Source organism: Brevundimonas sp., from assembly GCF_027484365.1.
Classification (GTDB): domain Bacteria; phylum Pseudomonadota; class Alphaproteobacteria; order Caulobacterales; family Caulobacteraceae; genus Brevundimonas.
This window is the reverse complement of record NZ_JAIXTC010000002.1, coordinates 1-26,244: the sequence shown is the minus strand read 5'-3', so window position 1 is coordinate 26,244 and position 26,244 is coordinate 1. Positions and strand designations below refer to the sequence as shown.

At 65.1% G+C, this 26,244-nt stretch carries 25 protein-coding genes and 1 pseudogene; 10 read left to right on the top strand and 16 right to left on the bottom strand.

Translation table 11 applies throughout. The features are described from left to right. Nucleotides 1-6: 6 nt before the first annotated feature. The 5 genes from Q0044_RS00330 to chvI form a co-directional block, all read right to left on the bottom strand. Complete coding sequence (locus Q0044_RS00330) at nucleotides 7-282, bottom strand: HPr family phosphocarrier protein (protein ID WP_298158157.1); 276 nt, start codon at nucleotides 280-282, stop codon at nucleotides 7-9. Nucleotides 283-296: 14 nt separating this feature from the next. Beyond that, nucleotides 297-701, bottom strand: a complete 405-nt coding sequence (locus Q0044_RS00325; protein WP_271084494.1) for a PTS sugar transporter subunit IIA — start codon at nucleotides 699-701, stop codon at nucleotides 297-299. Nucleotides 702-810: 109 nt separating this feature from the next. Beyond that, the gene (locus Q0044_RS00320; protein WP_298158155.1) at nucleotides 811-1,233 is read right to left on the bottom strand and encodes an HPr kinase/phosphorylase; all 423 of its coding nucleotides are present in this window, start codon (nucleotides 1,231-1,233) and stop codon (nucleotides 811-813) included. Then, nucleotides 1,230-2,855 (bottom strand): two-component sensor histidine kinase ChvG, encoded by a 1,626-nt coding sequence (gene chvG / locus Q0044_RS00315; RefSeq protein WP_298158153.1) that lies wholly within the window; start codon nucleotides 2,853-2,855, stop codon nucleotides 1,230-1,232. Before chvG ends, Q0044_RS00320 begins: the two co-directional genes overlap by 4 nt. Continuing rightward, nucleotides 2,824-3,528 carry a two-component response regulator ChvI gene (gene chvI, locus Q0044_RS00310; RefSeq protein WP_298158152.1) on the bottom strand — a complete coding sequence of 235 codons (705 nt, stop codon included), beginning with the start codon at nucleotides 3,526-3,528 and terminating at the stop codon, nucleotides 2,824-2,826. Before chvI ends, chvG begins: the two co-directional genes overlap by 32 nt. Nucleotides 3,529-3,716: 188 nt before the next feature. On the opposite strand from chvI, the gene Q0044_RS00305 reads away from it, so the two are divergent. Next, nucleotides 3,717-5,429 (top strand): hypothetical protein, encoded by a 1,713-nt coding sequence (locus tag Q0044_RS00305; protein WP_298158150.1) that lies wholly within the window; start codon nucleotides 3,717-3,719, stop codon nucleotides 5,427-5,429. A gap of 77 nt (nucleotides 5,430-5,506) precedes the next feature. On the opposite strand, the gene Q0044_RS00300 is transcribed toward Q0044_RS00305, so the two are convergent. Both Q0044_RS00300 and Q0044_RS00295 read right to left on the bottom strand, forming a co-directional pair. Beyond that, the gene (locus Q0044_RS00300; protein ID WP_298158148.1) at nucleotides 5,507-5,833 is read right to left on the bottom strand and encodes a TFIIB-type zinc ribbon-containing protein; all 327 of its coding nucleotides are present in this window, start codon (nucleotides 5,831-5,833) and stop codon (nucleotides 5,507-5,509) included. A 96-nt stretch (nucleotides 5,834-5,929) separates the two neighbouring features. Continuing rightward, on the bottom strand, nucleotides 5,930-7,915 hold the full coding sequence (locus Q0044_RS00295) for a CASTOR/POLLUX-related putative ion channel (protein WP_298158147.1): 1,986 nt from the start codon (nucleotides 7,913-7,915) through the stop codon (nucleotides 5,930-5,932). A gap of 171 nt (nucleotides 7,916-8,086) precedes the next feature. On the opposite strand from Q0044_RS00295, the gene Q0044_RS00290 reads away from it, so the two are divergent. Further along, on the top strand, nucleotides 8,087-8,527 hold the full coding sequence (locus tag Q0044_RS00290; protein WP_298158145.1) for a VOC family protein: 441 nt from the start codon (nucleotides 8,087-8,089) through the stop codon (nucleotides 8,525-8,527). 2 nt (nucleotides 8,528-8,529) lie between these two features. Then, nucleotides 8,530-9,135, top strand: coding sequence for a DUF6655 family protein (locus tag Q0044_RS00285; protein WP_298158143.1), 606 nt, complete (start codon nucleotides 8,530-8,532; stop codon nucleotides 9,133-9,135). On the opposite strand, the gene Q0044_RS00280 is transcribed toward Q0044_RS00285, so the two are convergent. Beyond that, nucleotides 9,132-9,566 (bottom strand): hypothetical protein, encoded by a 435-nt coding sequence (locus Q0044_RS00280; protein WP_298158141.1) that lies wholly within the window; start codon nucleotides 9,564-9,566, stop codon nucleotides 9,132-9,134. The two genes, Q0044_RS00285 and Q0044_RS00280, sit on opposite strands and share 4 nt — an antisense overlap. A gap of 111 nt (nucleotides 9,567-9,677) precedes the next feature. On the opposite strand from Q0044_RS00280, the gene polA reads away from it, so the two are divergent. After that, complete coding sequence (gene polA, locus Q0044_RS00275; protein ID WP_524536141.1) at nucleotides 9,678-12,623, top strand: DNA polymerase I; 2,946 nt, start codon at nucleotides 9,678-9,680, stop codon at nucleotides 12,621-12,623. Here the strand turns inward: polA and Q0044_RS00270 are convergent. From Q0044_RS00270 to Q0044_RS00255, 4 genes are all read right to left on the bottom strand, one after another. Continuing rightward, a complete protein-coding gene (locus Q0044_RS00270) occupies nucleotides 12,620-14,992 on the bottom strand; it encodes an ATP-binding protein (RefSeq protein ID WP_298158139.1) in 2,373 nt (790 codons plus the stop codon). The genes polA and Q0044_RS00270 overlap by 4 nt on opposite strands. Further along, complete coding sequence (locus Q0044_RS00265; RefSeq protein ID WP_298158137.1) at nucleotides 14,989-16,449, bottom strand: metallophosphoesterase family protein; 1,461 nt, start codon at nucleotides 16,447-16,449, stop codon at nucleotides 14,989-14,991. The genes Q0044_RS00270 and Q0044_RS00265 overlap by 4 nt, the downstream gene beginning before the upstream one ends. Nucleotides 16,450-16,678: 229 nt before the next feature. Beyond that, nucleotides 16,679-16,912: a hypothetical protein gene (locus Q0044_RS00260; RefSeq protein WP_298158135.1), complete on the bottom strand. Its 234-nt coding sequence runs from the start codon at nucleotides 16,910-16,912 to the stop codon at nucleotides 16,679-16,681. Nucleotides 16,913-16,928: 16 nt separating this feature from the next. After that, complete coding sequence (locus tag Q0044_RS00255) at nucleotides 16,929-17,144, bottom strand: hypothetical protein (RefSeq protein WP_298158134.1); 216 nt, start codon at nucleotides 17,142-17,144, stop codon at nucleotides 16,929-16,931. 15 nt (nucleotides 17,145-17,159) lie between these two features. Between Q0044_RS00255 and Q0044_RS00250 the strand changes: the two genes are divergently transcribed. Together Q0044_RS00250 and Q0044_RS00245 are read left to right on the top strand one after the other, a co-directional pair. Continuing rightward, nucleotides 17,160-17,510: a DUF2188 domain-containing protein gene (locus tag Q0044_RS00250; RefSeq protein ID WP_298158133.1), complete on the top strand. Its 351-nt coding sequence runs from the start codon at nucleotides 17,160-17,162 to the stop codon at nucleotides 17,508-17,510. A gap of 6 nt (nucleotides 17,511-17,516) precedes the next feature. After that, nucleotides 17,517-18,110, top strand: a complete 594-nt coding sequence (locus Q0044_RS00245; protein ID WP_366941088.1) for a Fic/DOC family protein — start codon at nucleotides 17,517-17,519, stop codon at nucleotides 18,108-18,110. Nucleotides 18,111-18,114: 4 nt separating this feature from the next. Here Q0044_RS00245 and Q0044_RS00240 read toward each other — a convergent pair whose 3' ends face one another. Beyond that, entirely contained in the window at nucleotides 18,115-18,360 is a 246-nt protein-coding gene (locus tag Q0044_RS00240) for a hypothetical protein (protein ID WP_298158132.1), read from the bottom strand. A 160-nt stretch (nucleotides 18,361-18,520) separates the two neighbouring features. On the opposite strand from Q0044_RS00240, the gene Q0044_RS00235 reads away from it, so the two are divergent. After that, nucleotides 18,521-19,738, top strand: coding sequence for a BaiN/RdsA family NAD(P)/FAD-dependent oxidoreductase (locus tag Q0044_RS00235; protein WP_298158131.1), 1,218 nt, complete (start codon nucleotides 18,521-18,523; stop codon nucleotides 19,736-19,738). Nucleotides 19,739-19,858: 120 nt separating this feature from the next. Next, nucleotides 19,859-22,069: a DUF4214 domain-containing protein gene (locus Q0044_RS00230; RefSeq protein WP_298158130.1), complete on the top strand. Its 2,211-nt coding sequence runs from the start codon at nucleotides 19,859-19,861 to the stop codon at nucleotides 22,067-22,069. A 64-nt stretch (nucleotides 22,070-22,133) separates the two neighbouring features. Here Q0044_RS00230 and Q0044_RS00225 read toward each other — a convergent pair whose 3' ends face one another. Continuing rightward, nucleotides 22,134-22,667, bottom strand: a complete 534-nt coding sequence (locus Q0044_RS00225; protein ID WP_298158129.1) for a hypothetical protein — start codon at nucleotides 22,665-22,667, stop codon at nucleotides 22,134-22,136. Nucleotides 22,668-22,774: 107 nt separating this feature from the next. Further along, nucleotides 22,775-23,011, bottom strand: coding sequence for a zinc-finger domain-containing protein (locus tag Q0044_RS00220; protein ID WP_298158128.1), 237 nt, complete (start codon nucleotides 23,009-23,011; stop codon nucleotides 22,775-22,777). A gap of 75 nt (nucleotides 23,012-23,086) precedes the next feature. Here Q0044_RS00220 and Q0044_RS00215 point away from each other — a divergent pair, with 75 nt between their 5' ends. Continuing rightward, a complete protein-coding gene (locus tag Q0044_RS00215; RefSeq protein ID WP_298158127.1) occupies nucleotides 23,087-24,061 on the top strand; it encodes an ABC transporter ATP-binding protein in 975 nt (324 codons plus the stop codon). Nucleotides 24,062-24,366: 305 nt separating this feature from the next. Continuing rightward, nucleotides 24,367-24,810, top strand: coding sequence for a hypothetical protein (locus Q0044_RS00210; RefSeq protein WP_298158126.1), 444 nt, complete (start codon nucleotides 24,367-24,369; stop codon nucleotides 24,808-24,810). A 1,326-nt stretch (nucleotides 24,811-26,136) separates the two neighbouring features. On the opposite strand, the pseudogene Q0044_RS00200 reads toward Q0044_RS00210, so the two are convergent. Further along, nucleotides 26,137-26,244: pseudogene (locus tag Q0044_RS00200) on the bottom strand (IS30 family transposase); the annotation flags it as partial.

The window sequence follows — 26,244 nt, the reverse complement described above, 5'->3', positions numbered from 1 at the left end:
GACAGGTCAGCTGTCCTCGTCGAACTTGCGGGCGACCAGGTCGCCGAGGGCGTCGATAGCCTCCCGGGCGTCGGAGCCTTCGGCGGTGATCTCGATCGAGCAACCGTTCCCGGCGCCGAGCATCAGAAGACCCATGATCGAGCGGGCGTCGACGGTGACGCCGTCGCGGGTCACATGGATCTCGGCCTCGAAGCTGGACGCCAGCTTGACGAATTTGGCGGAGGCCCGGGCATGGAGCCCCCGGGTGTTGCAGATGTTCGCGGTCGCCTTCGCGGTCGGCATCGTCTCGCCCAAGGCTATTTCTCGCCCGCCAGGACCCAGGAGGCCACGGAGATGTATTTGCGGCCTGCGTCCTGGGCGTGGGCGACGCAGGTCTCAAGCGTTTCGCGTCCGCGCACGCTGGCCAATTTGATCAGCATGGGCAGGTTCAACCCCGCGATGACCTCGGCATGGGTCTGCTCCATCACCGAGATGGCGAGGTTCGACGGCGTGCCGCCGAACATGTCGGTCAGAAGGATGACGCCCGAGCCGTCGTCGACGGCGGCGGCGGCGTCGACGATGTCACGACGGCGCCGCTCCATGTCATCCTCGGGCCCGATACAGATGGCCGCGACCCCGCGCTGGGGGCCGACCACATGCTCCATGGCGGACAGGAATTCGGACGCGAGGCCACCGTGGGTGACGATCACGAGGCCGATCATGCCGTGCCGATCCTGGAAAGCGTCTGCAACGCTGGGTATCCCCTATGCCGTGGCCCGGAAGCCCCCGCTCCAGCCCAAGCGGGCCTAGATAGGCCAAACCGGTGCGGGATTAAAGCCGGTCGATCGCGAGGGCCAGAGTCCGGACCGCTGAGGCCGGCCGGATGTCCAGAACCAGACGCGGCAGTCGCACCCCCGCCACGGTCTCGAACACCGGTTCGGGCAGTCGTTCAGGCGTGGCCTGCACGCAGTCGACCAGAAGGGAAACCCGCACCACAGGCCGTGTCGCTACATCCACGAGCCCCAGCCCCCGCGCTTCGATCCGTCCGGCGATCCGGTCCGGGGCGCAGGCATGGAGGACATCGCCGGAGGCCCATACATGGCTGTAATCGTCGGCGACGAGACGCCAGCCCGCGTCGATCAGGCGCAGGGCCATGTCGCTCTTCCCCGATCCGGACGGGCCCCGCAGCAGGACGCCGCGCCAGCCGCCCGGACCGGGCCGGGCGACCGACGTCGCATGGATGGGCGGGTTCAAGCCCTGCGGCCGGCGGCAGGGAGGGCCACCTCGAACCGCGCGCCCTCGACCGCGCCCGAAGCGTCCAGCCGGTTTGTGGCCGTGACCCGGCCGCCATGCGCCTCGACGATCTGGCGCACGATCGACAGGCCGAGGCCGGAGTTGGACCCGAAGGCCGCGCCCCGGGGCCGGGAGGTATAGAAGCGCTCGAACACCGTCTCGAGGTTGTCGGCCGGGATGCCGGGGCCGTCATCCTCGACCCGCACATGCAGAGGCAGGGCGTCTAGGTCGTCGCGGATGACGCTGACGCGGACCGAGGCGCCGGCGGGGCTGAATGAACGGGCATTGTCGATCAGGTTGCGGAAGACCTGCCCCAGAGGCCCGTCGCGGCCCATGACCCGCGCCGGGGCATCAAGCGCGATGTCCAACGCCACCGGCGCCTCGCCCGGCTTGGAGGTGGTCTCATAGACCCCGACGATATCGGTCAGGAGGGCGGACAGGTCGACGGGGCGCGGCCGGTCCCGCGACAGCTCCGCATCGAGGCGCGAGGCGTTGGAGATGTCGGTGATCAGCCGATCCAGACGACGCACGTCCTGTTGCAGGACGGCGGTCAGGCGATCGCGCTTGTCCTGGTCCTGAACCAGATCCAGGGTCTCCAGCGCCGAGCGGATCGAGGTCAGGGGGTTCTTGATCTCGTGGGACACATCGGCGGCGAACCGCTCGATGGCGTCCATCCGGGTCGACAGGGTGTCGGTCATGGATTCCAGCGACCGGGCGAGGTCGCCGATCTCGTCGCGGCGGTCTTCCAGATCCGGCAGGGAGATGGCGCGGGCGCGTTGCAGCCGGACCTGATCCGCCGCCGCCGACAGCCGCATGACGGGTCGGGCGACGAACAGGTGCAGAAGCAGCGAGGCCAGCAGGTTCACGGCCAGGGCGACCAGGGCGAAGGGGATCAGGGCGCGACGCTGGGCGTCCAGGATCTGGTCGACGTCATTGGCCTCCAGCGTCAGGACTCCCAGGACCTGCTGGACATGGCGGATGGGCAGGGAGACGGACACCACCCTCTCGCCGCTCTCCGAGCGCCGGACCGTGGTCTGCGGATCACCGGCGAGGGCGGCGAGAATTTCGTCCTCAAGGGCGACATTGGCGTTCTCGAGCGTGGTCGCCGCCTTGTCCGCCCCCGTGTCCGGCGGCGCGGGGGTTCCGGCCGGGCGAGCCGGCGGCAGAGGTTCGCCGTCGATGGTGTCGGAAACGTCGAAACTGTCGACCAGCAGCACCCCGTCGCGGTCGAAGATGCGGGCGCGCTGGCCCTCCGGAACGAAGCGATCGATCAGGACCTTGGCCGCCTGGTCAGGGTTCAGCTCGGGGATAGGCTCGCCCCGCGTGTATTCTTTGTCGCTCAGCACCTTGGACAGGAGCTCGGCCTGGCCAAGCAGGGATTCCTGACGCGCCTGGACGAGACCCGTGCGCCATTCGTTGAGCGCCAGGGCCCCGCCGAGCAGAATCAGCAGGCTGATGAGATTCAGGACGAGGATCAGCCCGCCGAGCCTCGACCCGCCGAAGCGGATCAGGCGGCGGCGCAGCGGCAACTCCTCGGACGATTCCGGAGGATCAGCTCTCGCGGTATCGATAACCGACGCCATACAGGGTCTCGATCGCGTCAAACTCGTTGTCGACGACCCGGAACTTCTTGCGCATGCGCTTGACGTGGCTGTCGATGGTGCGGTCGTCGACATAGACTTGGTCGTCGTAGGCGGCGTCCATCAGGTTGTCGCGGCTCTTCACGAACCCGGGGCGCTGGGCGAGGGCCTGAAGCAGCAGGAACTCGGTGACGGTCAGCTTGACCGGCTTGCCGTCCCAGGTGCTCTCGTGGCGGGCCGGGTCCATGACCAGCTTGCCGCGGCGGATGGCCTTGCCCGAGATCTCGGCCGAGGGCTCGGGCTCGCCGCCGTCGCCGCCCGAGCGGCGCAGCAGGGCCTTGACCCGCTCGATCAGCAGACGCTGCGAGAACGGCTTGTGGATATAGTCGTCTGCGCCGAGGTTGAAGCCGAGGATCTCGTCGATCTCCTCGTCTTTCGAAGTCAGCATGATGACCGGGATCTGGGACGTCTGGCGCAGGCGGCGCAGCACCTCCATGCCGTCCATCCGGGGCATCTTGACGTCGAGGATGGCCAGATCGGGCGGCGAGGCCTCCAGCGCTTCAAGGCCGGTGGCGCCGTCGTGATAGGCGACCACCTTGTGGCCATGGCTCTCGAGAGCCAGCGACACGGAAGCGACGATGTTCTCGTCGTCGTCCACCAGGGTGATGTTGGCCACTATGAAGGTCTCCTCGTCTGATCCTGACCGAAGTCGGGAGCGTCTGAACGCACGGCAAGCGTAACCGTTCGCCCGCGATCGCGGTGACTTTACGGCCACAGTCCGGCGCTGACCAGATTTCGTTCGCGAAACGGGACCTTAAAGCCTTTGCGCCTAGTCTCGGCTTCACGACCGCAGAAAGCGACGCCATGGCCGGACCCGTCCACTACGAGCTCTATGTCCGCAAGACAGCGCCCGCGCCGTGGTCGCTGATGCTGGCGACGGAAGAGCGCAAGCACGCCGTCGACACCGCCGAGGAAGTCCTGCGCGACAAGCACGCCGTGGCCGTGCGGGTCACCAAGGAGACCCTGGATCCGGACACGATGGTGTTCAACAGCGTCACCGTCCTGACCAAGGGGGCGCCGGAAGCGCCGAAGAAGCGGCTGGTCAATTCGGCCGAGGATCGTCCGACCTGCCTCGGCCCCCAGGATCTTTACGCCCCGCACGCCCGCGAGCTGATCGGGCGCGTGCTCGAAGACTGGCTGGGACGGAACGGGATTACTGTCTTCGAGCTTCTGCACCGGCCGGACCTGGTCGAGCGATTGGAAGCCTCCGGCGTCGAGTTGCAGCACGCGATCCAGAAGGTCGCCATCCCCGAAAGCCAGGCCACCGGTCAGGCCTCGCACGAGCTGATTCGCCAGTACCAGAAGCTCGTCGACCAGGCGATGGAACGGGTCGTCAGCGCCGGACGAAAGGGGAGCTTCCCCGACCTGGCGAACCGGTCGCTGGCCGATGTGGCCCAGAAACTGGCCGGCGCGCCCGATCGATCCTTCATCATGGGGGGCGTCTTGGCCGGGGCCCTGGCGGGCGTCCGGGGGGCGCGGCCACGTCTTGACCGACTCATGGACCTGGCCGACCGGGCGCCGGCCGAAGGCGCGCCGCGCGCCATGGTGATGGTCGCGATCGAACAGATCCTGTGCGAACAGCTGGGCGCGCGGACGACCCTTGCGGAAATTCTCGGGCCGGCGCTGGACCAGGGCGGTAATCTGGCCGCGGTGGTGAGGATGGTCGCGCCGCGCGAGATCGACCTGCTGATCCGCCATGATCCACGCATGGCCCTGCTGATCCCGTCCGTCGACGGTCCGGCGGCCCGGCTGGGCGCGCGGATCGAGGCCGGCGAATACCCGATCCTCGCCGCCTCCCTGGCCCGTATGGTGCTGCGCGAACTGATGGGACCCCGCCGACTGCGGCCGGCCGATGCCTCAGGCGAGATCGATATCCTGCGCGCCCTCGCCATGTCGCTGACCGCGACGGCAGGACGACTGCTGACGCTGGAGGAGGTCCAGAGCGCCTTCACCGAAAGGTCGAAGAGCCTGGTCACCGCCGATTTCGTCCAGGCCTATGTCGTGCCGTGCGAGACGGTCCTGTGCGAGGCCGAACAGCTGACGCGCCTGTGTGAGAACGTCACCGGCGCCGCCAACAAACGTTCCGCCGCTCGTTGGCTGGCCGCTTGCGTGACCTCGCTGCGTTTCGAAAGCGAGATGCGCATCAGCGCCCCGACGGCTTCGAAGAAGCTTCAGGTCCTCGCCCAGCTGAATCGGTCGGTCGTCGCCGCCGCCCTGTCGGAACACGACACCGCGCAGATCCTGACCGCCATCGGCAACGTCGGCGGGGTGGTGGAGGCCGAAGCGAAGCTCACCGCCCAGCTGGCCCGCGCGCCCGTCACCGTTCCCCAGAAGCTCTCGGCCCTGCTGAGGCTTGCGGCGGGTGAGACCGCGCCTCTGGGGCCAGCCGCCGATCGAGCCAAGGCCGAGGCGATCAAGATTTTCCGCGCGCCCGAAGCCCGGGCGGCCTTGACCGCCGCGCCGGAAAGCATCGCGCCGCTGAAAGGACTGATGAGGGCCGCCGGGCTGGCGGCCTGACTTCAGGAGTCCAGCCCCTGACCGGGTCTGCTTCTTTTGGCCAACGTGCGACACGGCCGCGCGCGGCCTCAACCCGGTCAGTCGAAGATGTCGAAGATGCTGTCGCGCTTCTTCTTTTTGTAGCGGTAGTCGTCGTCATCGCGATATCGCGGCTGCTCGCGGTACTGGGGCTGCTGCGGAGCCTGGCCCCAGGGTGTGTGCTGCTGGGGCGCGCTCTGCTGGGGTGGCGGGGCGTAGGCCGGCTGCGCCGGAGCGGCCGAAGCGACAGCGCCCTCCATCAGCTTCTCGAGTTCGCCGCGATCCAGCCAGACCCCGCGACATGTCGGGCACATGTCGAACTGAACGCCATTGCGGTCCAGGGTCTGCATCTGGGCATTGTCGTTGGGGCACATCAACAGGGGCAACGGCGTTCTCCGGTTCAAGTCGGGGGGTAGAGATGGCGCCTGCGTCAGAACGCGCCAACCGGGGCGGTGTGTCGCAGCCCGCCCCGGCCGCCGCGATCAGCCTTCGGCGAGGACGATGATGCGGTCTTCCGGCAGGTAGTCCAGAGCCTCGGACTTGGACGGATTGACCACGACCCCGCCCATGTTGCGGCCGTCGCCATCCTCGCTTTCGCGCTTGCGACGATAGCCGATGGCGGTCTCGCCGCGCTGCCGGGCCGCCTCGGCGATCGTGTAGAAGGTCACCGGGCCGGACAGGTCCACATAGTCGCCGATCGGACGCATGTAGATTTCCGAACCATCCTCATCCAGCAGGTCATCGAAGATCGAGGATAGATATTCGTTCTCCGACGCCTGGGCCAGCATCAGGCTGACCAGCTTGTTGGACACGACGAAATCGTCGGCGCGGGTGACTTCGGCCAGCTCGCGGTTGCGGATGTCGATCATCTCCGAGACCACGCTGATGTGGGTGCCCAGCCGCTCGGAGAGTTTCCGCAGATGCAGCAGGGTGATCAGGGTGCGCGTATCCGCAGACTGGGCCTCCATCGTGTCGGAATAGCCCAGCACCATGATGGAGTCGTAGGAGACCGGGTCCAGCGCCTCGATCGAGGCGGAATGGCTGGTGTCGATCGTTCTCGCCGTGACCTTCATATTGGTCGAGCCGAGCGGCAAGGAGGCGATCTCCTCGGCGAAACCGGGTGTGTCGCCGGCCACCGTCAGGACCGATCCGGGGCGCACGTATTTCGACAGCTCATAGGCGATCATCGGCCCACGACGGTTCCAGCCGATGATCAGGGTGCGTTCGGCCTTGCGCCGAACAACCTTGGGCTTGCGGATCGCCGAGGCGTCGACGGCGGCGTCCGGCAAGGGGGTCATTTTGATGGAGGCGTCGTCCTCCGCGATGATGATCGCGCGCGACCCTGCGACGATGGTTTCGTCCATCGGCGGGTTCATGCGCACACGGCCATCGGGATAGCGGATGCCGATCAGGGCCGAGTCCTCGTAGCCCATGACCGCGTCGCCGTAGGTCACCCCGACCAGTTCCTCCAGCTCGGTGGTGTAGATTTCGCAGCCGTCGAAATCGAGCAGCTCCGAATAGACCGCAGAGAGGCCGGCCTGACGGCTGGACTGGACCACGATGCGCGAGATCAGATCATCGGCGAGCACCAGCTGGACCTCGTCGCCGCCGACGATGCGGGCGACCTCGGCGTTCTTCGCATCGCGCAGTTCGGCGGCGATCAGATAGCGGGCCTCGCGGCGCTTCGGATCGTTGGTCAGGGCCAGGACCGTCTTGATGACCTGGCTGTCTGGATCGTCGACGCCTTCGGGCGACACGACGATGATCGACCGGCAGGCCTGGGGATTGACGATGGACAGGTCGAACAGGTCGGTCGGATCACCCGAACGGCAGATGATCTGGGTGTTCTTGAGATCCTCGACCTTGTCGGCGATCTCGTCCTCCATCTCGACCTTGTCCTTGTTGGCCATGATGACGATGCGCGGATTCTTCCGGCTCTCATTGGCGATGACCAGTTCGGAGATGATGTCGAAGATCGAGGCTGACCAGTTCAGGATGATGGTGTGGTCACTCTCCAGCACGCGCGAACGGCCCTTGCGGGCCTCTTCGATCTTGGAATCCAGTCCGGCCGAGATGACCGAAATCAACGCGGAGAACACCAGAATTCCCATGGCGGTGACGAACAGGTTCAGGCCGCGGAAGGCCCAGCCCGCGTCACCAGCCACCGTCCCGGCGTCCGTGGTGCGCATCAACGACTGCCAAAGAGACTCGATAAAGCTCCAGCCGCCATCCGGCCCCCAACGGGTCAGGGTCAGGACCGTGGCGGCGAAGAGGATCGTGATCAGAGTGACCAGACCGAGCCAGCCGACAAGCGCCATGGCACCGCCTGACATCGACTTGTCGAAGCCGTACTTGAGCCGTTCGCCGAGACTGATGTCTCCGACCTGCTGGCCCTTGGTGGTGTTCGGCTTGGCGACGGAGCCCTTAACGGCGTTGCGCGCGGCATTGGCGCGAGTGATCGATCCCATGGAGCGATGCATATCCCTGACTGTCCGCCGCCCCCTGGCCGACGGTGCGTCCTGCGACAATTCGCGCACGGACGTTGAGCCGCCACGCTTAGTGCGGTTTTCCGGCCTTTGGAAGCTGACGATTCCAGACTAGAAGCCGGCACTCTCCCTCCCGCAGCCTGAAGTGTTCTTATGCGCTATCTGCACACCATGGTCCGGGTCGCCGACCTGGACGCCTCCCTGCATTTCTGGACCACCCAGCTGGGCCTTGAGGAGGTGCGCCGCATCGAGAACGAGAAGGGGCGATTCACGCTCGTCTTCCTGGCCGCGCCGAAGGACAGGGATCGCTCGGCCGCCGAGCGGTCGCCCGAAGTCGAGCTGACCTGGAACTGGGACCCGGAAGTCTACACGGGAGGCCGGAATTTCGGCCACCTCGCCTACAGGGTCGATGACATCTATGCGACCTGCCAGCGCCTGATGGACTCGGGCGTGGTCATCAACCGCCCGCCCCGCGACGGCAATATGGCGTTCGTCCGTTCGCCGGACGGCATCTCGATCGAACTGCTGCAGGAAGGGACGCCACTCCCTCCCGCCGAGCCCTGGCTGTTGATGCCCAACACCGGGACCTGGTAGGCGTGCGCCTCGCCCACCTGGGCGTCGCGGTCCTGCTTGCCGGCTGCGCATCGACCTCCGAAACCAATCCCGGCCGCACCGCGACCGAACAGCTGCTGATGGCCCGCGCCGCCGACATCGCGGTGGACGGATTGCGGCTGCCGATCCCGCCGGGTTCACGGGTCTTCGTCGAGAACCGATACATGCAGGGCGAGGGCTCGACCTATGCCACCTCGGCGGTCCGCTCGGCCCTGTCGGAATCGGGGTTCGCCCTGGCCGATGACAAGGGCCAGGCCGACGCCGTGTTCGAGCTGCGCGCCGGTGCCCTGTCGCTGGAACAGATGCGCCGCGTGGTGGGCCTCCCGCCGCTGGCCCTGCCGATCAACGAGAACCTCAACGTCGTTTCGATCCCCGAGCTCAGCCTCTACAGCCGCAGGGACCGGGTCGGGGTCGCCGAGTTCTCGGGCTTCGTCTACGACGCCCGCACAGGCGCGCCTCTCGGAGCCGTCTCGCCCATGATCGGGGAGTACCGGATACGCAGTCACAAACTGCTGATGATGGTCACCTGGGGCCAGCAATCCGCCCGGCCCGGCGAACGCGACCCCGGCGACAGCTGGCGGGAGTTCTAGGCGGAGCGCCTGCCGTAGGCGACGCGGTGGAGGGTCCAGCCGGCCGCGGCGCCGGGTAGCGCCAGCGCTGCCGCATAGGCCAGGGGGGTCCAGCTCCAGACCACCCCGCTGAACATCTGCATGATCACAAATCCCGCGAGGCCGGCGAGCACGGCCCCGCACACCGTCGCGTCAAGGCGTTGATTGCGCTTGAGGCGCGCCATCAGCAGCCAGACCGGTGTTCCGACGATCAACAGGCCGAGCAGAAAGACGATGAACGCATAGAGCCAGGCGACCACCAGCATTTCCCCGCCGTATCCGAACTCGGCCATGCCGGTCGAGGCCCCCTCTGTGAACGCGAAGGCGCCGAACTCCACTGCAACGACAGCCGCCCCGACTGCCGCAGCGGCCGGATAGGCCAGCGCGACCGATACGAAACCCTTGACCTTCATGACCTCGCTCCCCGACGTCCCGGTTCTGCTCAACCGACGGCATCGCGACCCTGCGGTCAAGCTTCACACATCAGGCGGTTTCCGATCGTGACGAGCCCGGCCGCGCCGCCTATGTTCGCCGCCATGTCCGATGCCGACCTCGCGCCCGAAGCCGCCGACGCCCCGCAGACCGATCAACCCCTGACCCAGGACGGCCCTCCCGTCCGGCTGTGGCTGATCGACGCTTCGGCCTACATCTTCCGCGCCTACCACGCCCTGCCGCCGCTGACGCGCAAGTCCGACGGCCTGCCGGTGGGCGCGGTCCAGGGCTACTGCAACATGCTGTGGAAGCTGTTGAAGGACATGAAGGGCGCCGACGGCCCGACCCACCTGGCGGCCATCTTCGATCACTCGGAGAAGACGTTCCGCAACGACCTCTACGACCAGTACAAGGCCCATCGTCCGCCGGCGCCCGAGGATCTGGTTCCCCAGTTCCCGCTGGTGCGGCAGGCGACGGCGGCGTTCGGCGTCCACTGCGTTGAACTGCCAGGCTATGAGGCCGACGACCTGATCGCCACCTATGCCTGCAAGGTGCGGGACGCGGGCGGGGAGTGCGTCATCGTCTCGTCCGACAAGGACCTGATGCAACTGATCGGTCCCTCGGTCGTCATGTGGGACCCGATGAAGGATCGCCGTCTGGCCGAGGAGGCGGTGATGGAGAAGTTCGGCGTCACGCCGGACAAGATGATCGACCTCCAGGCCCTGATCGGCGACAGCGTCGACAACGTCCCCGGCGCCCCCGGCATCGGCCCGAAGACGGCGGCCCAGCTGCTGGACGAGTACGGCGACCTCGACACGCTTCTGGAACGGGCGGGCGAGATCAAACAGCCGAAGCGGCGCGAGACCCTGATCAATTTCCGCGATCAGATCCTGCTCAGCCGCCAGCTGGTCCGCCTGACCTGCGACGCCCCCGCGCCCGAGCCGATCGACGACTTCAGGGTCCGCGATCCCGATCCGGCGATCCTGGCCGACTTCCTCGAGACGATGGAGTTCCGCTCGCTGCTGCGTCGGGTCGGCGACGGCCGGCTGGAGGGACACGACGGCTCGGCCTTCGCCCCGCCCCGCCCCGCACCCCTGACCGCCCCGGTCATCTCGCCCCGCTATGCGCCGCAGGCGATTCCGGAGGGGATCGAGAAACAGGCGGTCGACCACGACGCCTACCTCTGCATCCAGGCGCTGGAGGCGCTCGACGCCTTCCTGGCGCGGGCGAGCGAGGCGGGGGTGGTCGGGTTCGATACCGAGACGGACGCCCTGTCGGCGACGCATGCAGGGCTGTGCGGGGTCAGCCTGGCGATCGGGCCGAACGACGCCTGCTATATTCCGCTGACGCATGAGCATGAGCCGGTGGCGGGCGGGGGCGGACTGGACTTCGGAGATGCGGTCGAGACGCGCGAGCCCCTGAACCAGCTCGACAAGGCCACGGTTCTGGCGCGACTGAAGACCCTGCTGGAGGACCCCTCCGTCCTGAAGGTCACCCAGAACGGCAAATACGACCTGGCCGTCATGGCCCGCAGGGGCATCCGCGTCGCCCCGACCGACGACACCATGCTGATCTCCTACGTCCTGGAGGGCGGGCTGCACGGACACGGGATGGATGAGCTGTCGAGGCTCCATCTGGGCCACGACCCGATCCCGTTCAAATCGGTCGCCGGCACAGGCAAGTCCCAGAAATCCTTCAAACATGTCGCGCTGAAACCGGCGACCGCCTACGCCGCCGAGGACGCGGACGTAACCCTGAGACTGTGGCGCCTGCTCAAACCCCGGCTGGCGGCGGAAGGGTTGGCCACCGTCTATGAGACCCTGGAACGGCCCCTGCCCGCGGTCCTCGCCGACATGGAGCTGGAGGGCATCCGCGTCGACCCCGCCCGCCTGCGCCGCCTGTCGTCGGAGTTCGGGCTGCGCATGGCCGAGCTGGAGACCCAGGCCCACGAGATCGCCGGCCGCCCCTTCGCGATCTCGAGTCCCAAACAGATAGGCGAACTGCTGTTCGGCGAGCTCAACCTGCCCGGCGGCAAGAAGACCGCCTCGGGCCAGTGGGAGACCGGCGCCGCCACCCTCGAAACCCTCGCCGAGACCCACCCCCTGCCCCGCGCCATCCTCGACTGGCGCCAGCTGTCCAAGCTCAAGGGCACCTATACGGACGCGCTTGTCGCGGCGATGGACGAGGCCACCGACCGGGTCCACACCAGTTACCAGCTGGCGGCGGCGACGACGGGGCGCCTCGCCTCCTCCGACCCCAATCTGCAGAACATCCCGATCCGCACCGAGACGGGCCGCCAGATCCGCCAAGCCTTCATCGCCCGCGACGGCCACGTCCTGATCAGCGCCGACTATTCCCAGATCGAGCTGCGGCTGCTGGCCCATATCGGCGACATCCCCGAGCTGAAACGCGCCTTCAAGGCCGGGATCGACATCCACACGGCCACGGCGTCGGAGATGTTCGGCGTCCCCGTCGACCAGATGGACCCCGAGACCCGCCGCCGCGCCAAGGCCATCAACTTCGGCATCGTCTACGGCATCTCGGCCTTCGGCCTGGCCGCCCAGCTGAACATCGACCAGGGCGAGGCCGGCGCCTATATCAAGACCTATTTCGAACGCTTCCCCGGCATCCGCGACTATATGGACGCGACCAAGGCCGAGGTCCGCCAGGCGGGGTTCGTCTCCACCGTCTTCGGCCGCCGCATCCACATCCCGGCCATCCATTCCAAATCGGGCGCCGAACGCCAGTTCGGCGAGCGCGCCGCCATCAACGCCCCGATCCAGGGCGCCGCCGCCGACATCATCCGCCGCGCCATGATCCGCATGCCCTCAGCGCTGGAGGCGGCCGGACTGTCGGAGGTCAAGATGCTGCTCCAGGTCCACGACGAACTGGTCTTCGAATGCCCGGACGCCCTGGCCGAGACCGCCATCCCCGTCATCCGCCGGGTCATGGAGGGGGCGGCGGAACCCGCCGTGGCGCTGTCGGTGCCGCTGGTGGTGGAGGCGAGAGCGGCGAAGAACTGGGATGAGGCGCACTAGGCGGCGGGCCCGCTTAACCGCCCCCTCGTCTCGGACGATTCTGTTCGGATGATATCGGCCCGAACTTCGAACCGCTTTCGTTCACCTTGGATCGGAACGAAACTGTCGCGAATAGCGTCGGGGATCGGGATATAGATCGCGTTCTTGAGGACGATAGTCGCTGTTGGAAAGGGTCCGCCACCCGCATTAGCGTCGATCGCTTCACGCGTTTGGAGATCATAGTAAAGTCCAAACTCACCTGAGTGATGGAGAAATATGAAGAGCGTCTTTTGCCCACCCCAAACAATCGATGTTTTATGGGGCTGCAAAAAGAACTCGCCCATTTCCTCTCTGGCTCGATCTGACAACGCAAGGAAGCATCGATAACCTCGCAAAGCAGGCTCGCTGTCATCGATTATGAGAAGCTTGGCACTCGTTTCCTTCTCGACACGAGTTATGGCTGGCGCAGATTCAAAATCGACAGAGTGAGAAGATTCTACCGTACTGCCACCCTCTGCTATCTGTAGAGCGTGTTCATTCTCGATTACATCTCCTACAACTTGGCTGGCGCGCACAGCCGTCCCGGCGTCGATGAACTGGACATTTGTCCGCGCTGCGATACGTGAGCGTTGAACCGCTTCATCCAACGTGATCCGGCCTTGCTCTTGGTCTTCCCAAATCTGCGGCAGACTTCCCAAATCAAGATCGCCGTATTCAAACAATTCCCTCGTTTTTCGGATTGCCGAAAGAAATGCCTCTGCCCCCTGTCTTGTACTACTCGGGACATAATCAGCTATGCGTTGAAATACGATATTCCTGACAAAATCTTTTGCTAGCCCGCCAAATACGGCAAAATCTCTATCATAAACTTCAAGTAGCATCCGGACTGACTGAGATTCGGGATCCAAAATAACCTGTATTTGATTTCCGTTCTTCTCGGCCAAGATGGGAAGGTTATGAGTGATGCTGGCAAAAGCCACTTTGGCCTTTACAAAATAGTCGGCGTCCAAAATTGTTTCGAGCCGCCAAGCCAGCGCACTCTCTGCGGTGGAAAGGTCTTTAAACGGCTTCTTTTTATTGGCTATCGGCTTGTCAGATATTGATGCCGTTTTCACAAACGACTGTATGTAGAGTTGTTCACATTGTCGGCGCGGGTTCCCACGCGCTAACACAAGAACGGGTCGCTCATCGGTAGCGTGTTGTTTAACAATACCCTGATCTGTTCCCTGATAATAAAGTATGGGAGTCTGCGCGGTCCTAATTTGAAGCTCTGCAAGAGAAATGCGATCCCCAGGTGTGATGGTAGCCTTCAGGCGCCCCATTAGGTCCACCCGGCCATGGCGCGATACCCAGCTCATAAAAGGCGTACTAGAGTCGCACTCTTCTCGATTGCTAAGAACTTCGGATGTAAATCGATCAATATCAACCATGATTGACTGGAGCATTTGCACGCCATCCACCGTGATGGCCTCACGTCCTGCAGTCGGCTGAAGGTTCAATAGATCGACAACACCGCCAAATTGATACGCGGAGTTCACGGATACAGTCGCTAATCCAAAGCCACTTCGAAAGGTGCGCAGCGCATTTGTTCCGCTACGTAAGACGATCTGTCCCGTGAGCGGCGCGCCTTGCCAAGTCATCTCCGTGAGTTTCAGCCAAATCTCCGCGTTGTTCGAAAGTACAAAAAGCACATTCGCCACGAGATGCTGCCCAATTGCGCGACCGTCCTCCGCGAGACGCCAAGTCTCCGGGACGACCGGAACCGCCGACTCAATAGGCTTCTGACTTACAAGCTCGCCATTGATCAGTACCGGGAGATCGACCAAGGCGACGAAATCCGAGATATAATCCCGAGCCTGCTGAACATTGACTGTTTCGCCTGCGCGTACGTGCGCCACGACACGGGTTCCTGGAAAGCCCGTCGGCAACTCGTCTGCGAGCTCAACACAGTTCTCCGTTAGAGACAGTTTGGCCTTCTCAGCATGACTTCTACGCCGCTCGCCGTTGAGCGCACTCTCAGTCTCCACCGTCACGGCATCAGCTATGCCGAAACTCGCCATGGCACCGATACCGAAGGTTCCTACAACGCCTGCAGCGCGCGCCTCTGCCGTATTTTTGCTGCTGCTGCCAGCTTGCCAGAAATGCTGCTTAAGATCTTCCTCGGTCATACCGAGGCCGTTGTCTTCTACAACAATTTCAGTCGGAGAAATCGTTATATCTATCTTGGGTTTGAAGTCTTGGCCGTCGTGTAATCTTAGTCGAATTGCATCAAAAGCGTTCTGAGTATTCTCCCGTAGTAGGGCTAGCGGAGAGTGATATATTTGCGTTGCGAATAATTCGAGCACGCGTTGCGTCTCGACTTTGAATGGGATCAATTCCGTGTTGGTCATGTTGTTTTGATCCGAAGCTTGATCTCGATGCGATCTTGAAGTGCGCGTTTTGTTGAAATGTCTATGTCAGGCAAATTTTCAAGAAGAAGCAACGCTTCTGGCAATCTACCAAGCCGTTCAAATGAACTTACGAGCTGAACTGCCTCTGTAACACTAGCGGGGCTATCGATAATCCTTGCTACGGCATCGTGATCATCGAGAGCTACAGCAGCGCGCAACGCCAGTGCGCGGGCGTAGGAGGCGGGCAGCAGCGCAACGGTCTCAAGCACCCTAAGCGCCCCCAAAGGATCGCCACTGTTCAACGCGTTCTCGGCCTCGTCCACGGCGCGGCGTTCGGAATCCTCCGCCACGTCAACAGGCCTCCCGGCCAAATCGAGAGGTGGCTGCCAATCCACCCGAATGAAACCCTCTAAGAAGGCTCCACTCCGCTTGGACGCGAAGTGAGCACCTTCACCCATTTCGCGGACATGCAGGCGAGCGCTTGCGTGGTCGTCATCCACCACAATGACGTTGTACTGGCGATTAACACCACGCGGCAGTTCGCGTGAACCTGCGCAGAGACTTCCTGCGCTAATCACGGCCATCTTCTGCGCTTCTGCGCGATGGACATAGTAGGCTGCCTCAGCCGCGATGTGCTGATGGCCATGCAAGCCTAGCTGGAACCCGTGCCCCACTAATGCGTGGACCTGCCCGACGTCCATATAATCGTTACTGTTTGGCGGTCCTTGGACGCTGTGATGCCAGACTGCGATTTTCAGATCGGCCGACCTTGTCAGGTCTCGCAACTTAAGAAATGCACTACCCGCAGCGCTCGGCGAGAATGCCCCCGCATAAGCGTAGCAGTCATTTTGGTGGGTTGAATCGAAAGCCGCCACCACAATGCGTCCTTCGTTGAGCTCAAAAAGCTGATAGCCTCGGTTCGGATCAATTGAGTGAGCAAGGTTAGCTCCGGCGTAGAAGCGCTCAACAAATGACCAATACGCCCCCAGCCGTTGATCATACCGTTTTAAGTCTTGAATTCTGTAGAGTTTCAGCTTGGACCAATCCCACCTATAGGTACTTTCTGGCGAGTTGAGCTGACTTCGGATTGTTTGATTTGCGGGATCGTAGTGAACCTCCTCCATCGCTTCAAAAGCGGTATTCCAGCACACATCATGATTGCCGGGGATTAGGATCAGCCGACTGCGGTCACCGTCCAAAAAAGTGTCCGCCAAGGAGCCGAGGAAGGCTTCCGCCACGTCATATTGCTCTCGGACGGCGGTCGCCCAGCCCTTCTGGGCAATTCTGGCCCCTTGAATGATATCACCGCTCACAATGATTGCGTCAGGCGGCGGGCAAGGCGGCGTCTCCCTTCTCGCTCGATCTAGATCGTTCACGAGGGATGCCAGGAGAGAGACATTGTCGACCGGTTCATCGGGTGACCGATGTAGGTCCGACAAATGGAGGATCGTAAACATCGTACTGGTCACGCCTCTCTGAACACGAACGACCTAAATCCACCCATGGTTGATCAGTCAAGCTCAAGCTTCGCCACGGTAGAGGTTGCCATAGATTGGTTCAACCCTCGGAGCTCGCATCCCAGCCGTCTGAGCTGGATCCCCACCGCTTGTTGCAGGATGGCGCCCGGGAAGAGGCACTCGATCCCGACCAGGAGGCCCCGAACGCCGTAGTGGCCCCCGCCCCCGATCACCCCTCCCCCCGCCACGCCGCCCCGCCCTTGTCCGCGACCCGCTCGATGAAACTATAGGACCCCTTCTTGTGGCGGATCAGGCGGAACCCGGCGCCGGGGCCCTCGAACGGGGGGTAGTGGCCGGGGTTGAGGAAGGCCTCGCGGCCGTTGAGGCCGTCGTCCCACTGGACCATCGCATGGAGGGGGCCGCCGCCCGCCTCCTCCCGGAAATGGGACTGGCGCAGGTACATGATCCGCTCTTCGCCCTTAGGACGCCTGGGCACGGTCGCGGTGGTCGGCGAGGGTGACGCAGCCCGGACGCCGGATCTGGATGCCCGCCGCCTGTTGCAGGATGACGCCGGGGGAGAGGCGCTCGATCTCGGCCAGGAGGGTCTTGATGCCGCAGCGGCCGTCGGCGCTGGTCAGGTCGAGACCGCGCAGGGGGGCGGGCGGACGCAGCGTCTTGGCGCTGTCCTGTTCCATGATAGACTCCCGATCATGCCAAAAAGCTCAACGCGCCATTCCGGGTCCGTCGCCGTCGCGAAAGTCGACGGCCGGTGGGCGGTGCGCGAGGGGGCGACAGGCGGCTCGTTCTTCCCGACCCGGGCCGAGGCCGTGGCGGCGGCGAAGCGGGCGCTGGCGCGTCAGGGCGGAGTGCTGACCGTCCATCAGGCGAACGGCAAGGTGCGCGAGACACTGACGCTGGGGCGGGATACGGCCGTGCGGCTGAACGGGATCGAGGGCGTGGCGCTGAACGCGGCGTCGCGAAGGGTGTTGCGGGACGTCGAGGCGTCGGGAATGACCCCGGCGCAGCAGCTGGGCGCGATTGTCGCGGCGTTCAAAAAGTAGGCGCCCCTGTCCGACGCGCCCTTTGAACCCCTGTATGCAGCCGACGACGATCCTTATTGCTACAGGGGAACGGCGGTTCTGAAGAACCGCAACGGGCTGAGGGGCCAGGCCGAACTGGATCAGTTCGAGGCGGCCGTCGTCACCTTTCGATCGACCCAGCCCCTGCCTGACGGCGCGCTGGACGCCCGACACTATCGCGCCATCCATCGGCATCTGTTCGGGCCGGTCTATCGCTGGGCGGGCAAGGACCGGACGGTCCGCATCACCAAGGACGCGAGCACGTTCTGCTATCCCGAGCAGATCGGGCGGCAGATGGAGATCCTGTTCGCCAATCTGGCGCGGGCCGATCATCTGCGCGGACTGGATGCCGACGCCTTCGCAGCGGGGGCGGCGCATGTCCTGTCCGAACTAAACGTCATCCACCCGTTTCGGGAAGGGAATGGCAGGGCCCAGAAAGCATTTCTGGTGCTGCTGGCCGAACGGGCGGGGCATGCCATCGGCGTGGGCCGGATCGATCGACAGCAGTATCTCGAGGCCATGATCGCCGCGTTCAATGGCGACGAGGCGCCCCTGACCCGGGTGATCCGCAGCCTGCTGTAGCGTTTCAGCCCGCGGCACGGTCGCGGTGGTCGGCGAGGGTGACGCAGCCCAGACGCCGGAGCTGGATGCCCGCCGCCTGTTGCAGGATGACGCCGGGGGACAGGCGCTCGATCTCGGCCAGGAGGGTCTTGATGCCGCAGCGGCCGTCGGCGCTGGTCAGGTCGAGACCGCGCAGGGGGGCGAGGAGCCGCTCCAGGTCGGGGGCGACGGGGCGGGGGTCGGGGGTGGGGCCGGAAGTGGGGGATGTCATCTGGAAACGCCTCGGGGATGGGGGCCGACCCGGGGGTGGTTGAACACCGGGGACGGGGCGGAGGCAAGGGGATGTTCGTGGTTTGTTCTGGTTTGTGCACAGGCAGGGGAGCGAGTCCGCCCGTGCGGCCGCGCATCCGGATGCTGTAAGGGGCTGAACCATGAGATCAGAGACTTTCGACGTGGTGGTGGTCGGCGCGGGCGCTGCCGGGATGATGTGCGCGGCCGAGGCCGGGCGGCGGGGACGGCGGGTGCTGGTCCTCGACCACGCGCGGGCGCCGGGCGAGAAGATCCGCATCAGTGGCGGGGGGCGGTGCAACTTCACCAACACCGGGACGACGGTGGCGAACTTCCTGGGGGAGAACCCGCGGTTCGCGGCCTCGGCGCTCGGGCGATTCACGGTGGCGGACTTTGTTCAGCGGGTGGATCGGGCGGGCATCGCCTGGCACGAGAAGACCCTGGGCCAGCTGTTCTGCGACGACTCGGCCAAACAGATCGTGGCGATGCTGACCGGGGCGATGCGGGAGGCGGGGGCGGTGCTGAGGCTGAACACCGGCGTGGCCTCGGTGACGCGCGAGGGGGAGGGGTTCGCCCTGAGCCTGTCGGACGGGGGGGCGGTGAAATGCGGCTCGCTGGTGGTGGCCTCGGGCGGGAAGTCGATCCCCAAGATGGGGGCGACGGGGTGGGGCTATGACCTCGCGCGGTCGATGGGGCTACGGGTGACGGAGACGCGGCCGGCGCTGGTGCCCCTGACCTTCGAGGCGGGGCTGCTGGAACAGACGACGCCGCTGGCGGGGGTGGCGGTGGATGTTTCGGTCACCTCCAACCCGGCCTCAAGTAGCCCACAGGGTGGTAGGCCCACGTTCAATGAGGCCATGCTGTTCACGCACCGGGGGCTGTCGGGGCCGGCCATCCTGCAGATCAGCTCCTACTGGCGCGAAGGGGAGGCGATCACGGTGAAGATGGCACCCGGCGTCGACGTGCTGGGGCGGCTGAAGGCGGCCAAGGCCGAGAACGGCGGCAAACAGGCGGTGCACACGGCGCTCGGCCATATCGTCCCGCGCCGGCTGGCCGAGGTGCTGACCGCGCGCGAGGGCGCGAACGGCAAGCTGGCCGAGGTCGGGGACAAGGTGCTGGCGCGGCTGGATGCGGCGGTGAACGGCTGGACCGTCAAGCCGGTGGGGTCGGAGGGCTACCGCACCGCCGAGGTCACCCTGGGCGGGGTGGCGACCGATCAGCTGGACCAGCAGACCATGGCGGCGAAATCCGTGCCCGGCCTGTATTTCATCGGCGAGGTGGTCGACGTCACGGGCTGGCTGGGCGGCTATAATTTCCAGTGGGCGTGGTCGTCGGGCTGGGCGGCGGGGCAGGCGGTCTAGAGGGCGGGAGTCCCGTCACTTGAGAAAGGACGAAATACACCCCCAGATAGCGCCGATGACGCCTTGCATCCCGAGGTCGCCCGGCACAGGATAACGCCGTTTGGTCATGGGAGCGTCGAGATGCCGCGAGTTTCCAGCTTCGCCCTCGCCTACGGGGGAGTCACCTTCTCGCAGCTCTCCGCATCGCCCTACGATCTGGTGATAACCGAGGGTGCGCCGCTCCCGCGTGCAGGCAGCACCCCCATGCTGACGGACACGGAGGTCCGCGCGCTGGTGGCGCAGGGCCGTCTGGTCGGCGGCTATGTCAACGTCGCCGTCACAGATGACAATCGCCGGTACTGGGAGACCGCCTGGACGAGTGGCGGAGGCGATACCGGCGCCTTGACGGGATCGGCGCCGGCCTGGCTGCAGGGGCAGCCGCTTTACGACTTCAGCCTCGACGGGCGACCCGATGCTCGTATCGTCAGATACTGGGATCCGGCCTGGCAGGCGATCGTCATCGAGCAGGCGGTCGATCTGGTCCGGCGTGGCTATAACTCCATCTTTCTGGATGACGTGGGCATCTATTGGCATCTCAGCCAGCAGTCCGGCCAACCGACAGTCCAGCTGCTCGCGCAGAGAATGATCTCACTGGTGGATGCGATCGCTCGCGCGGTGCATGCGGTGAACCCCGACGTCTACATCGTCACCAATGGAAACCCCTTCATCGGCGGGGACGCGGGCGGCGGCGTCTGGAGCCAGACTTTCCTGAACGCCATCGACTCGATGCTGATGGAAAATCCGAGTCCGGTGGACATCAACGGCGCGGTCACCAACATCCTCCCCTCTCGCCCCGTGCTCGCACTGCTCGGGCAGGAGGCCTCCGCCGCGGCAGCCGCCCACTACTGGGCCATGGGAGTGACGCCCTATTTCTCGCCGACCACCAGCTATGCCGGCCTGGGGCCGTTCATCGGACAGCAGACGGCGGGAGACGATCACATCATCGGCGGATCGGGACCCAACGCCCTTTCCGGTGGCGACGGCGCTGACTGGATCGAGGGAGGCGCGGGCAACGACAGGCTCGACGGCGGCGCAGGAAATGACCGGCTGTCCGGCGGCGCCGGCAACGACCTCCTCAACGGCGGCGCAGGCATCGACGCGGCCCTCTATTCCGGCTTGCGACGCCAGTACGCGGCCAGCTCCACGACGGTGTCCGGCAACGGCGAGGGCGCGGACACCCTGGTCTCCATCGAGGAGGCCCGCTTCGTCGACGGGGTCCTGACCTTTGACGCGACGAGCGCCTCTGCGCAGGTGATGCGGTTGTATAGTGCGGCGCTGAACCGGACGCCGGATCAGGCGGGGCTGGAGGCCAATGTCGCCGCGCTCGGAACCCTTGGGCTCCAGGCTCTGGCCAGTCGTTTCGTCGCCTCGGCCGAGTTCCAGGGCCGGTTCGGAGCGCTGAACAATCAGCAATTCGTCGAGCAACTCTACGTCTTCGCCCTGGGCCGGACCGGCGATCCGGCGGGCGTGGCCAACTGGGTGAACGCGCTGAACGGCGGCATGAGCCGGGGCCAGGTGGTCGTCGGCTTCTCCGAGAGCGCCGAGAACCAGCTACGCACGGCCGCGACCCTGGCCGCGGGCCTGTGGATCCCCGACGCCGAGGCCCAGGTCATCGCGCGGCTGTACGACGCCACGCTGGACCGCCTGCCTGACCCGTCGGGTCTGGCGGGCTGGGTCGCCCTGTATGAGGGCGGCATGAGCCTGACGCAGATCGCGGCGGCCTTCGTCGGATCGGCGGAGTTCCAGGCCCGCTACGGCGCCCTGTCGAACCAGGCCTTCGTGGAACAACTGTACCGCTTCTGCCTGAACCGGGAGGGCGAGCCGGCCGGCGTCGCCGCCTGGGTCAACCAGTTGAGTTCCGGCGCCACCCGCGCCTCCGTCGTGATCGGCTTCTCGGAGAGCGCCGAGCACATCGCCCTGACTGCCGCTTCGTGGCTCGGCGGCATCCGGTATGGCGGCTATGTCGGGAGCCCCGTCGACCCCGTCGACGCCAAGGGACTCCACGATGCCCAGGTCCTGCCGGGCGAAATCGACGGGCCGGTCCACGAGCCGGCCGACCTGTGGCTGTTCCTCGCCAGCAAGGACCACGATGCTTTCGTGCCGCCGGCCGATCCGGACGTGAGCATCGGGTGGATCTCGCCGGTCGACGACGTCCTGTTCGCGCCCCTGCCGGCCGACCTGCCGCAGCCTGCGGTGAACGATCTGCAAGGCATTATGCCGACGTCGGAGATGGTCCCCGGCGATCCGGCCGCCGGGATACACAGGGATCATCTGGATCTCGCCTGGGCCTGAACCCTGATCGACCGGGACGACCCTCTATGCGGTTCTGTCCATGGTGAGGATCAGACCTGGCCCGTCAGCCTGCGCATTCGTTCAGCACCCGGGCGATCGACGGATCCCAGGGCAGGACGATGGCCTCGCCCGAGGCCTGGACCGCGAACTTCGCCTGGGTCGTCTTCAGGACGGCCAGCCGCGGGTCGGAGCCGGAGACGTCAATGGTGCGGATGGCGGCGCCGGCGTTCGAACCGGTGGCGGCGAAGGTCTCGGTCTTCGCCCCGGTGTAGAGCCGGACCTCTCCGTCCTCGGCAGGGTTCTGGATGGTCCAGTTGATATAGGCCTCGCCCGTGCCGGTGTTGCAGCCGATCGCGAGGGTATCGGCGTAGTCCGGAGAGGTGAACAGCACGCCCACGGTCGCGCCGTCGCCGACATCTTCCCACCGACCGGACAGGGGCGCGCCGGCCAGGAGGTCTGCGGCGACCGGCAGTTCGTTGCCGGGCGAGTCCGGAGTGGCGGCGGCGGCCGGAGCCGTGTCCGGGGCGTCTTCCGGAGCGGCCGCCTGGGTGCAGGCTCCGAGCGCCAGGACCGACGCGAGCAACAGATTGCGGATCATCATGAGCTGTCCTCCGGTGGCCGGTTTATCAGGATGACGCCGTTCTGAAAACGGCGCTCTTCCGACAAAAGCCGACAGGCCCGCTCCGCGGAGGTCCGTGCGCGTGTCTAGTGCGCTTCCGGCGGCCGGGCGGCGGGATCGAGGTAGTCGCTCTCGGCGTGATGATCGGCCGCGAGGACGAAGCGACGGTCGCAGTAGCCGCACTCGATGAAATCATCGCCGCCCATGTCGAGATAGACCAGGGGGTGGCCCAGCACGCCGCCGCCGTCGCAGGCCACGCGTTTGGTGGAGACCGTGATTTCCTCGGGCGGGAGGACGAGTTGATCGGGGTGGCGCGGCGGCATTGATCGGTCCGTGGTCTTGGCGCGAGAGGGTGCGACGCCTAGTTAGACGGCGCAGCGACACGCCGAAAGCCCCGAATGACCAATAACGAAGCCCTGCCCGTCAACGCCATCGAGGTGCACGGGCTGGAAAAGACCTATGCGGGTTCGAAGAAGTCGCCTCCGAAGATCGCCCTGCGCGGGGTCGACCTGGTCATTCCGAGGGGGTCGATGTTCGGCCTGCTGGGTCCGAACGGGGCGGGCAAGTCGACCCTGATCAACATCCTGGCGGGGATCGTCAACAAGACCGGCGGGACGGCCGCCATCTGGGGCCGCGACATCGATGAACGGCCGAGGGACGCGCGCGCCGCCCTGGGCGTGGTGCCGCAGGAGATCGTGGCCGACGTCTTCTTCACCCCGCGCGAGGCCCTGGAGGTCCAGGCCGGATTCTATGGCGTGCCGAAGTCGGAGCGGCGCTCGGACGAACTGCTGGCCGCGCTCGGCCTGTCGGACAAGGCCAATGCCTATGTACGGGCCCTGTCGGGCGGGATGAAGCGCCGCCTGATGGTGGCCAAGGCCCTGGTCCACAATCCGCCGATCCTGATTCTCGACGAACCCACGGCGGGGGTGGACGTCGAGCTGCGGCGCCAGCTGTGGGAGTATGTCCGGCGCATCAATGCCGAGGGGGTGACCATCCTTCTGACCACCCACTATCTGGAGGAGGCGCAGGAGCTGTGTGACACCATCGCCATCATGAACCGGGGCGAGGTCGTGGCCTGCGAACCGACGCCGCAGCTGCTGCGCCGGCTGGATACGAGGAACGTCGTGGTGACGCCCGAGCATCCGCTGGACGGGGTGCCGGTCGTGGCCGGGTTCGATGTGGTGGCGCGGGCCAACGGCGCCTTCTCGATCAGCTACAAGAAGGGCCAGTCGTCGGTCGAGCATGTGCTGGCCGCCGTGCGCGCGGCCGGGATCACCATCTCCGACATCACCACCGAGGATCCGGACCTGGAGGACGTTTTCCTGGCCCTGACCTACAACGATGCGAACGCGGTCAGTCCCACGAAGGACTGATCAGAGTTTTGCTGGTCCGGCCGCTCGAGTCGGGCGCACGTCGAGACGGCCGAAAGCGGGCGCGAGGATTGTCCACTATGGGTGGTCAGCGGACATTACCGCAACCGGCCTCAGGACCCTCGACTGACCGCCCCCAGCCGTCTCGCCACCTCTGCACGGTCCGCCTGTGACAGGTCCATGCGGGCGGTATCGGCCAGGCACGGCCCGGGGCGAGACCGGGGGCGATTTCATGACCGAGGGCAATGGGCTTGTGCCGGAGGCCCGTTTGGCGGAACACTTCGCACCGGGTTTGCCCGGGAGTTCAGATGATCGCCGCCCTCATGTTCGCCGCTGCCCTTTCTGGCTCCAACCCCGCCGTGGTCCATTCTACGCAAACGGACGCACAATGGGCAGAGTGGGTCGCCTTCGATCGCATCATTGAATCCATGAGAAGGGATATGCAAAACGCCGTTTACGCGGTGGATCCCGCCGCCGATGGGCGTATCCAGAGAGATCTGCTAAAGACCCGTATGGACGCCATCGAGTCGTCGTACACGGCTCAGGTCGACGCCTTCGGGACGAAAATGGTGGCCATGATCGGACGCGAGAGCGGCAATGGTGACCTAACGGTGTCGCTATTGGTTGAGACGATCATACCCCAAATCAAGGCCTGTATCCCGGTCGTCCGGGCGGAGGTGGAACGTCGGGGGGACAGGATCATGTCTGGACAAGGATTGAGGGAGGGATGTGGATCTATTCAAGCAGACTGAAGTGACCCCCTGAAACTCCTCCAGCAATAGCTAGAGTCCGCTCCTCGAATGGACGGACAGAATGAAGCGATCACGGCTCACGAATTCAAGGCTGGCGCATGCGCCAGCCAGAAACAGATCATCGGGATCTTGCGCGGGCAGAAGGCCGGTGTTCCGGTGGTGGATCTGTGCAGGAAACACGGTCTGAGCTCGCCGACCTTCTAAAAGTGGACGGCCAGGCTTGACGGCATGGACGTTCCGGAGGCCCGGCAAGCCGACCGACAATGCCTTCATTGAAGCCTTCAACGGCCGCTTCCGAGCCGACACGTCATACCCGCGAACAGACATTGACGATGGCTGCTATGGGTCGAAGGCGGTCCTCGCCGTCAATCCGTAAAGCTGCCCTTCGAGCGGACACCTGAAGATCCAATCCGAAAGACCGCCGTCAGGATCGGCAGATCGCCCTCTGCCGGTTGAACCGATCCCGGACCAACGCCGCCCGAAGCACCACCATCGCGGAGTTGATCTCTACCCCGGACGCGTTGCGGCAGAGGGCGGTCACGCGCTCGTAGCTGGTTCGGTTGGCCGTTCAGGTGCGGCCGGGCTGACAGTCGATCTCTGGGGTGGACGTGTGATCGAACTTGGCCTTGGACGACCGTGGGGATGATGCGGCTCTGACGGCCGCCGAGGATCGTGAGCGCGGCTTATGGGTCCGCGGGACGCTGCCCATTGGGGTGGGTCACCACTGGCGATGGCGCAAGCTTGTGGCTAAGCCTGGATCGAAATCGCGACGATGCCGGTTTCGGCGTGCAGCCCGTTTCAGAGATGACGCATCTGGGAGAAGAGTTATGAGGCCCATAGTCTTGACATCGCTGGCGATGGCAACAGCAATAATGTCTGCCGGGTTTGTGCAACAATCCTATCATGAGGGACGGGTCGTGCGTGGGAGTGCAGTCGGCTGTCAGTTCACTAACCAGAACTCTTCAAGGGCCGTTCGTGCAACCGAATACAGCTTTACCTATAATGCTGGTTCTGGATCCACCGGGCAGGTTGTTGCATGCACATCGTCAGCATCCTGTATCGTCCAGCCAAACAGGACTGGGACTTTCTACAGCCGAGGCCAGACCTCGGCCTGGAATGACATTCGTTGCAATGTGACGGTTGTGCCGCAGTAGACGTTCCGGCCCTGGACCCTCGTTGGATCCATGAGCCAGTCAGTCACGTTCGTCGGCACTTTTACGATCGTGCCCGCGCTGCTCGCAGCTGCGGCTTTGCCGACGGTGCGGCGGCGTCGGTCACCTCATGTTGAAACTCGACCAAGCTGAATCTCCACAACGGGTGGTGGGCTCAACTGATCGCTGCAACACACTCGGCGAAGGTCTCCGCTGGTGTCCGATAGAGCAAGGTCTTTCTGGGTCGTTCGTTGAGCTGCCGGGCGATGGAGCTGAGCTGGGC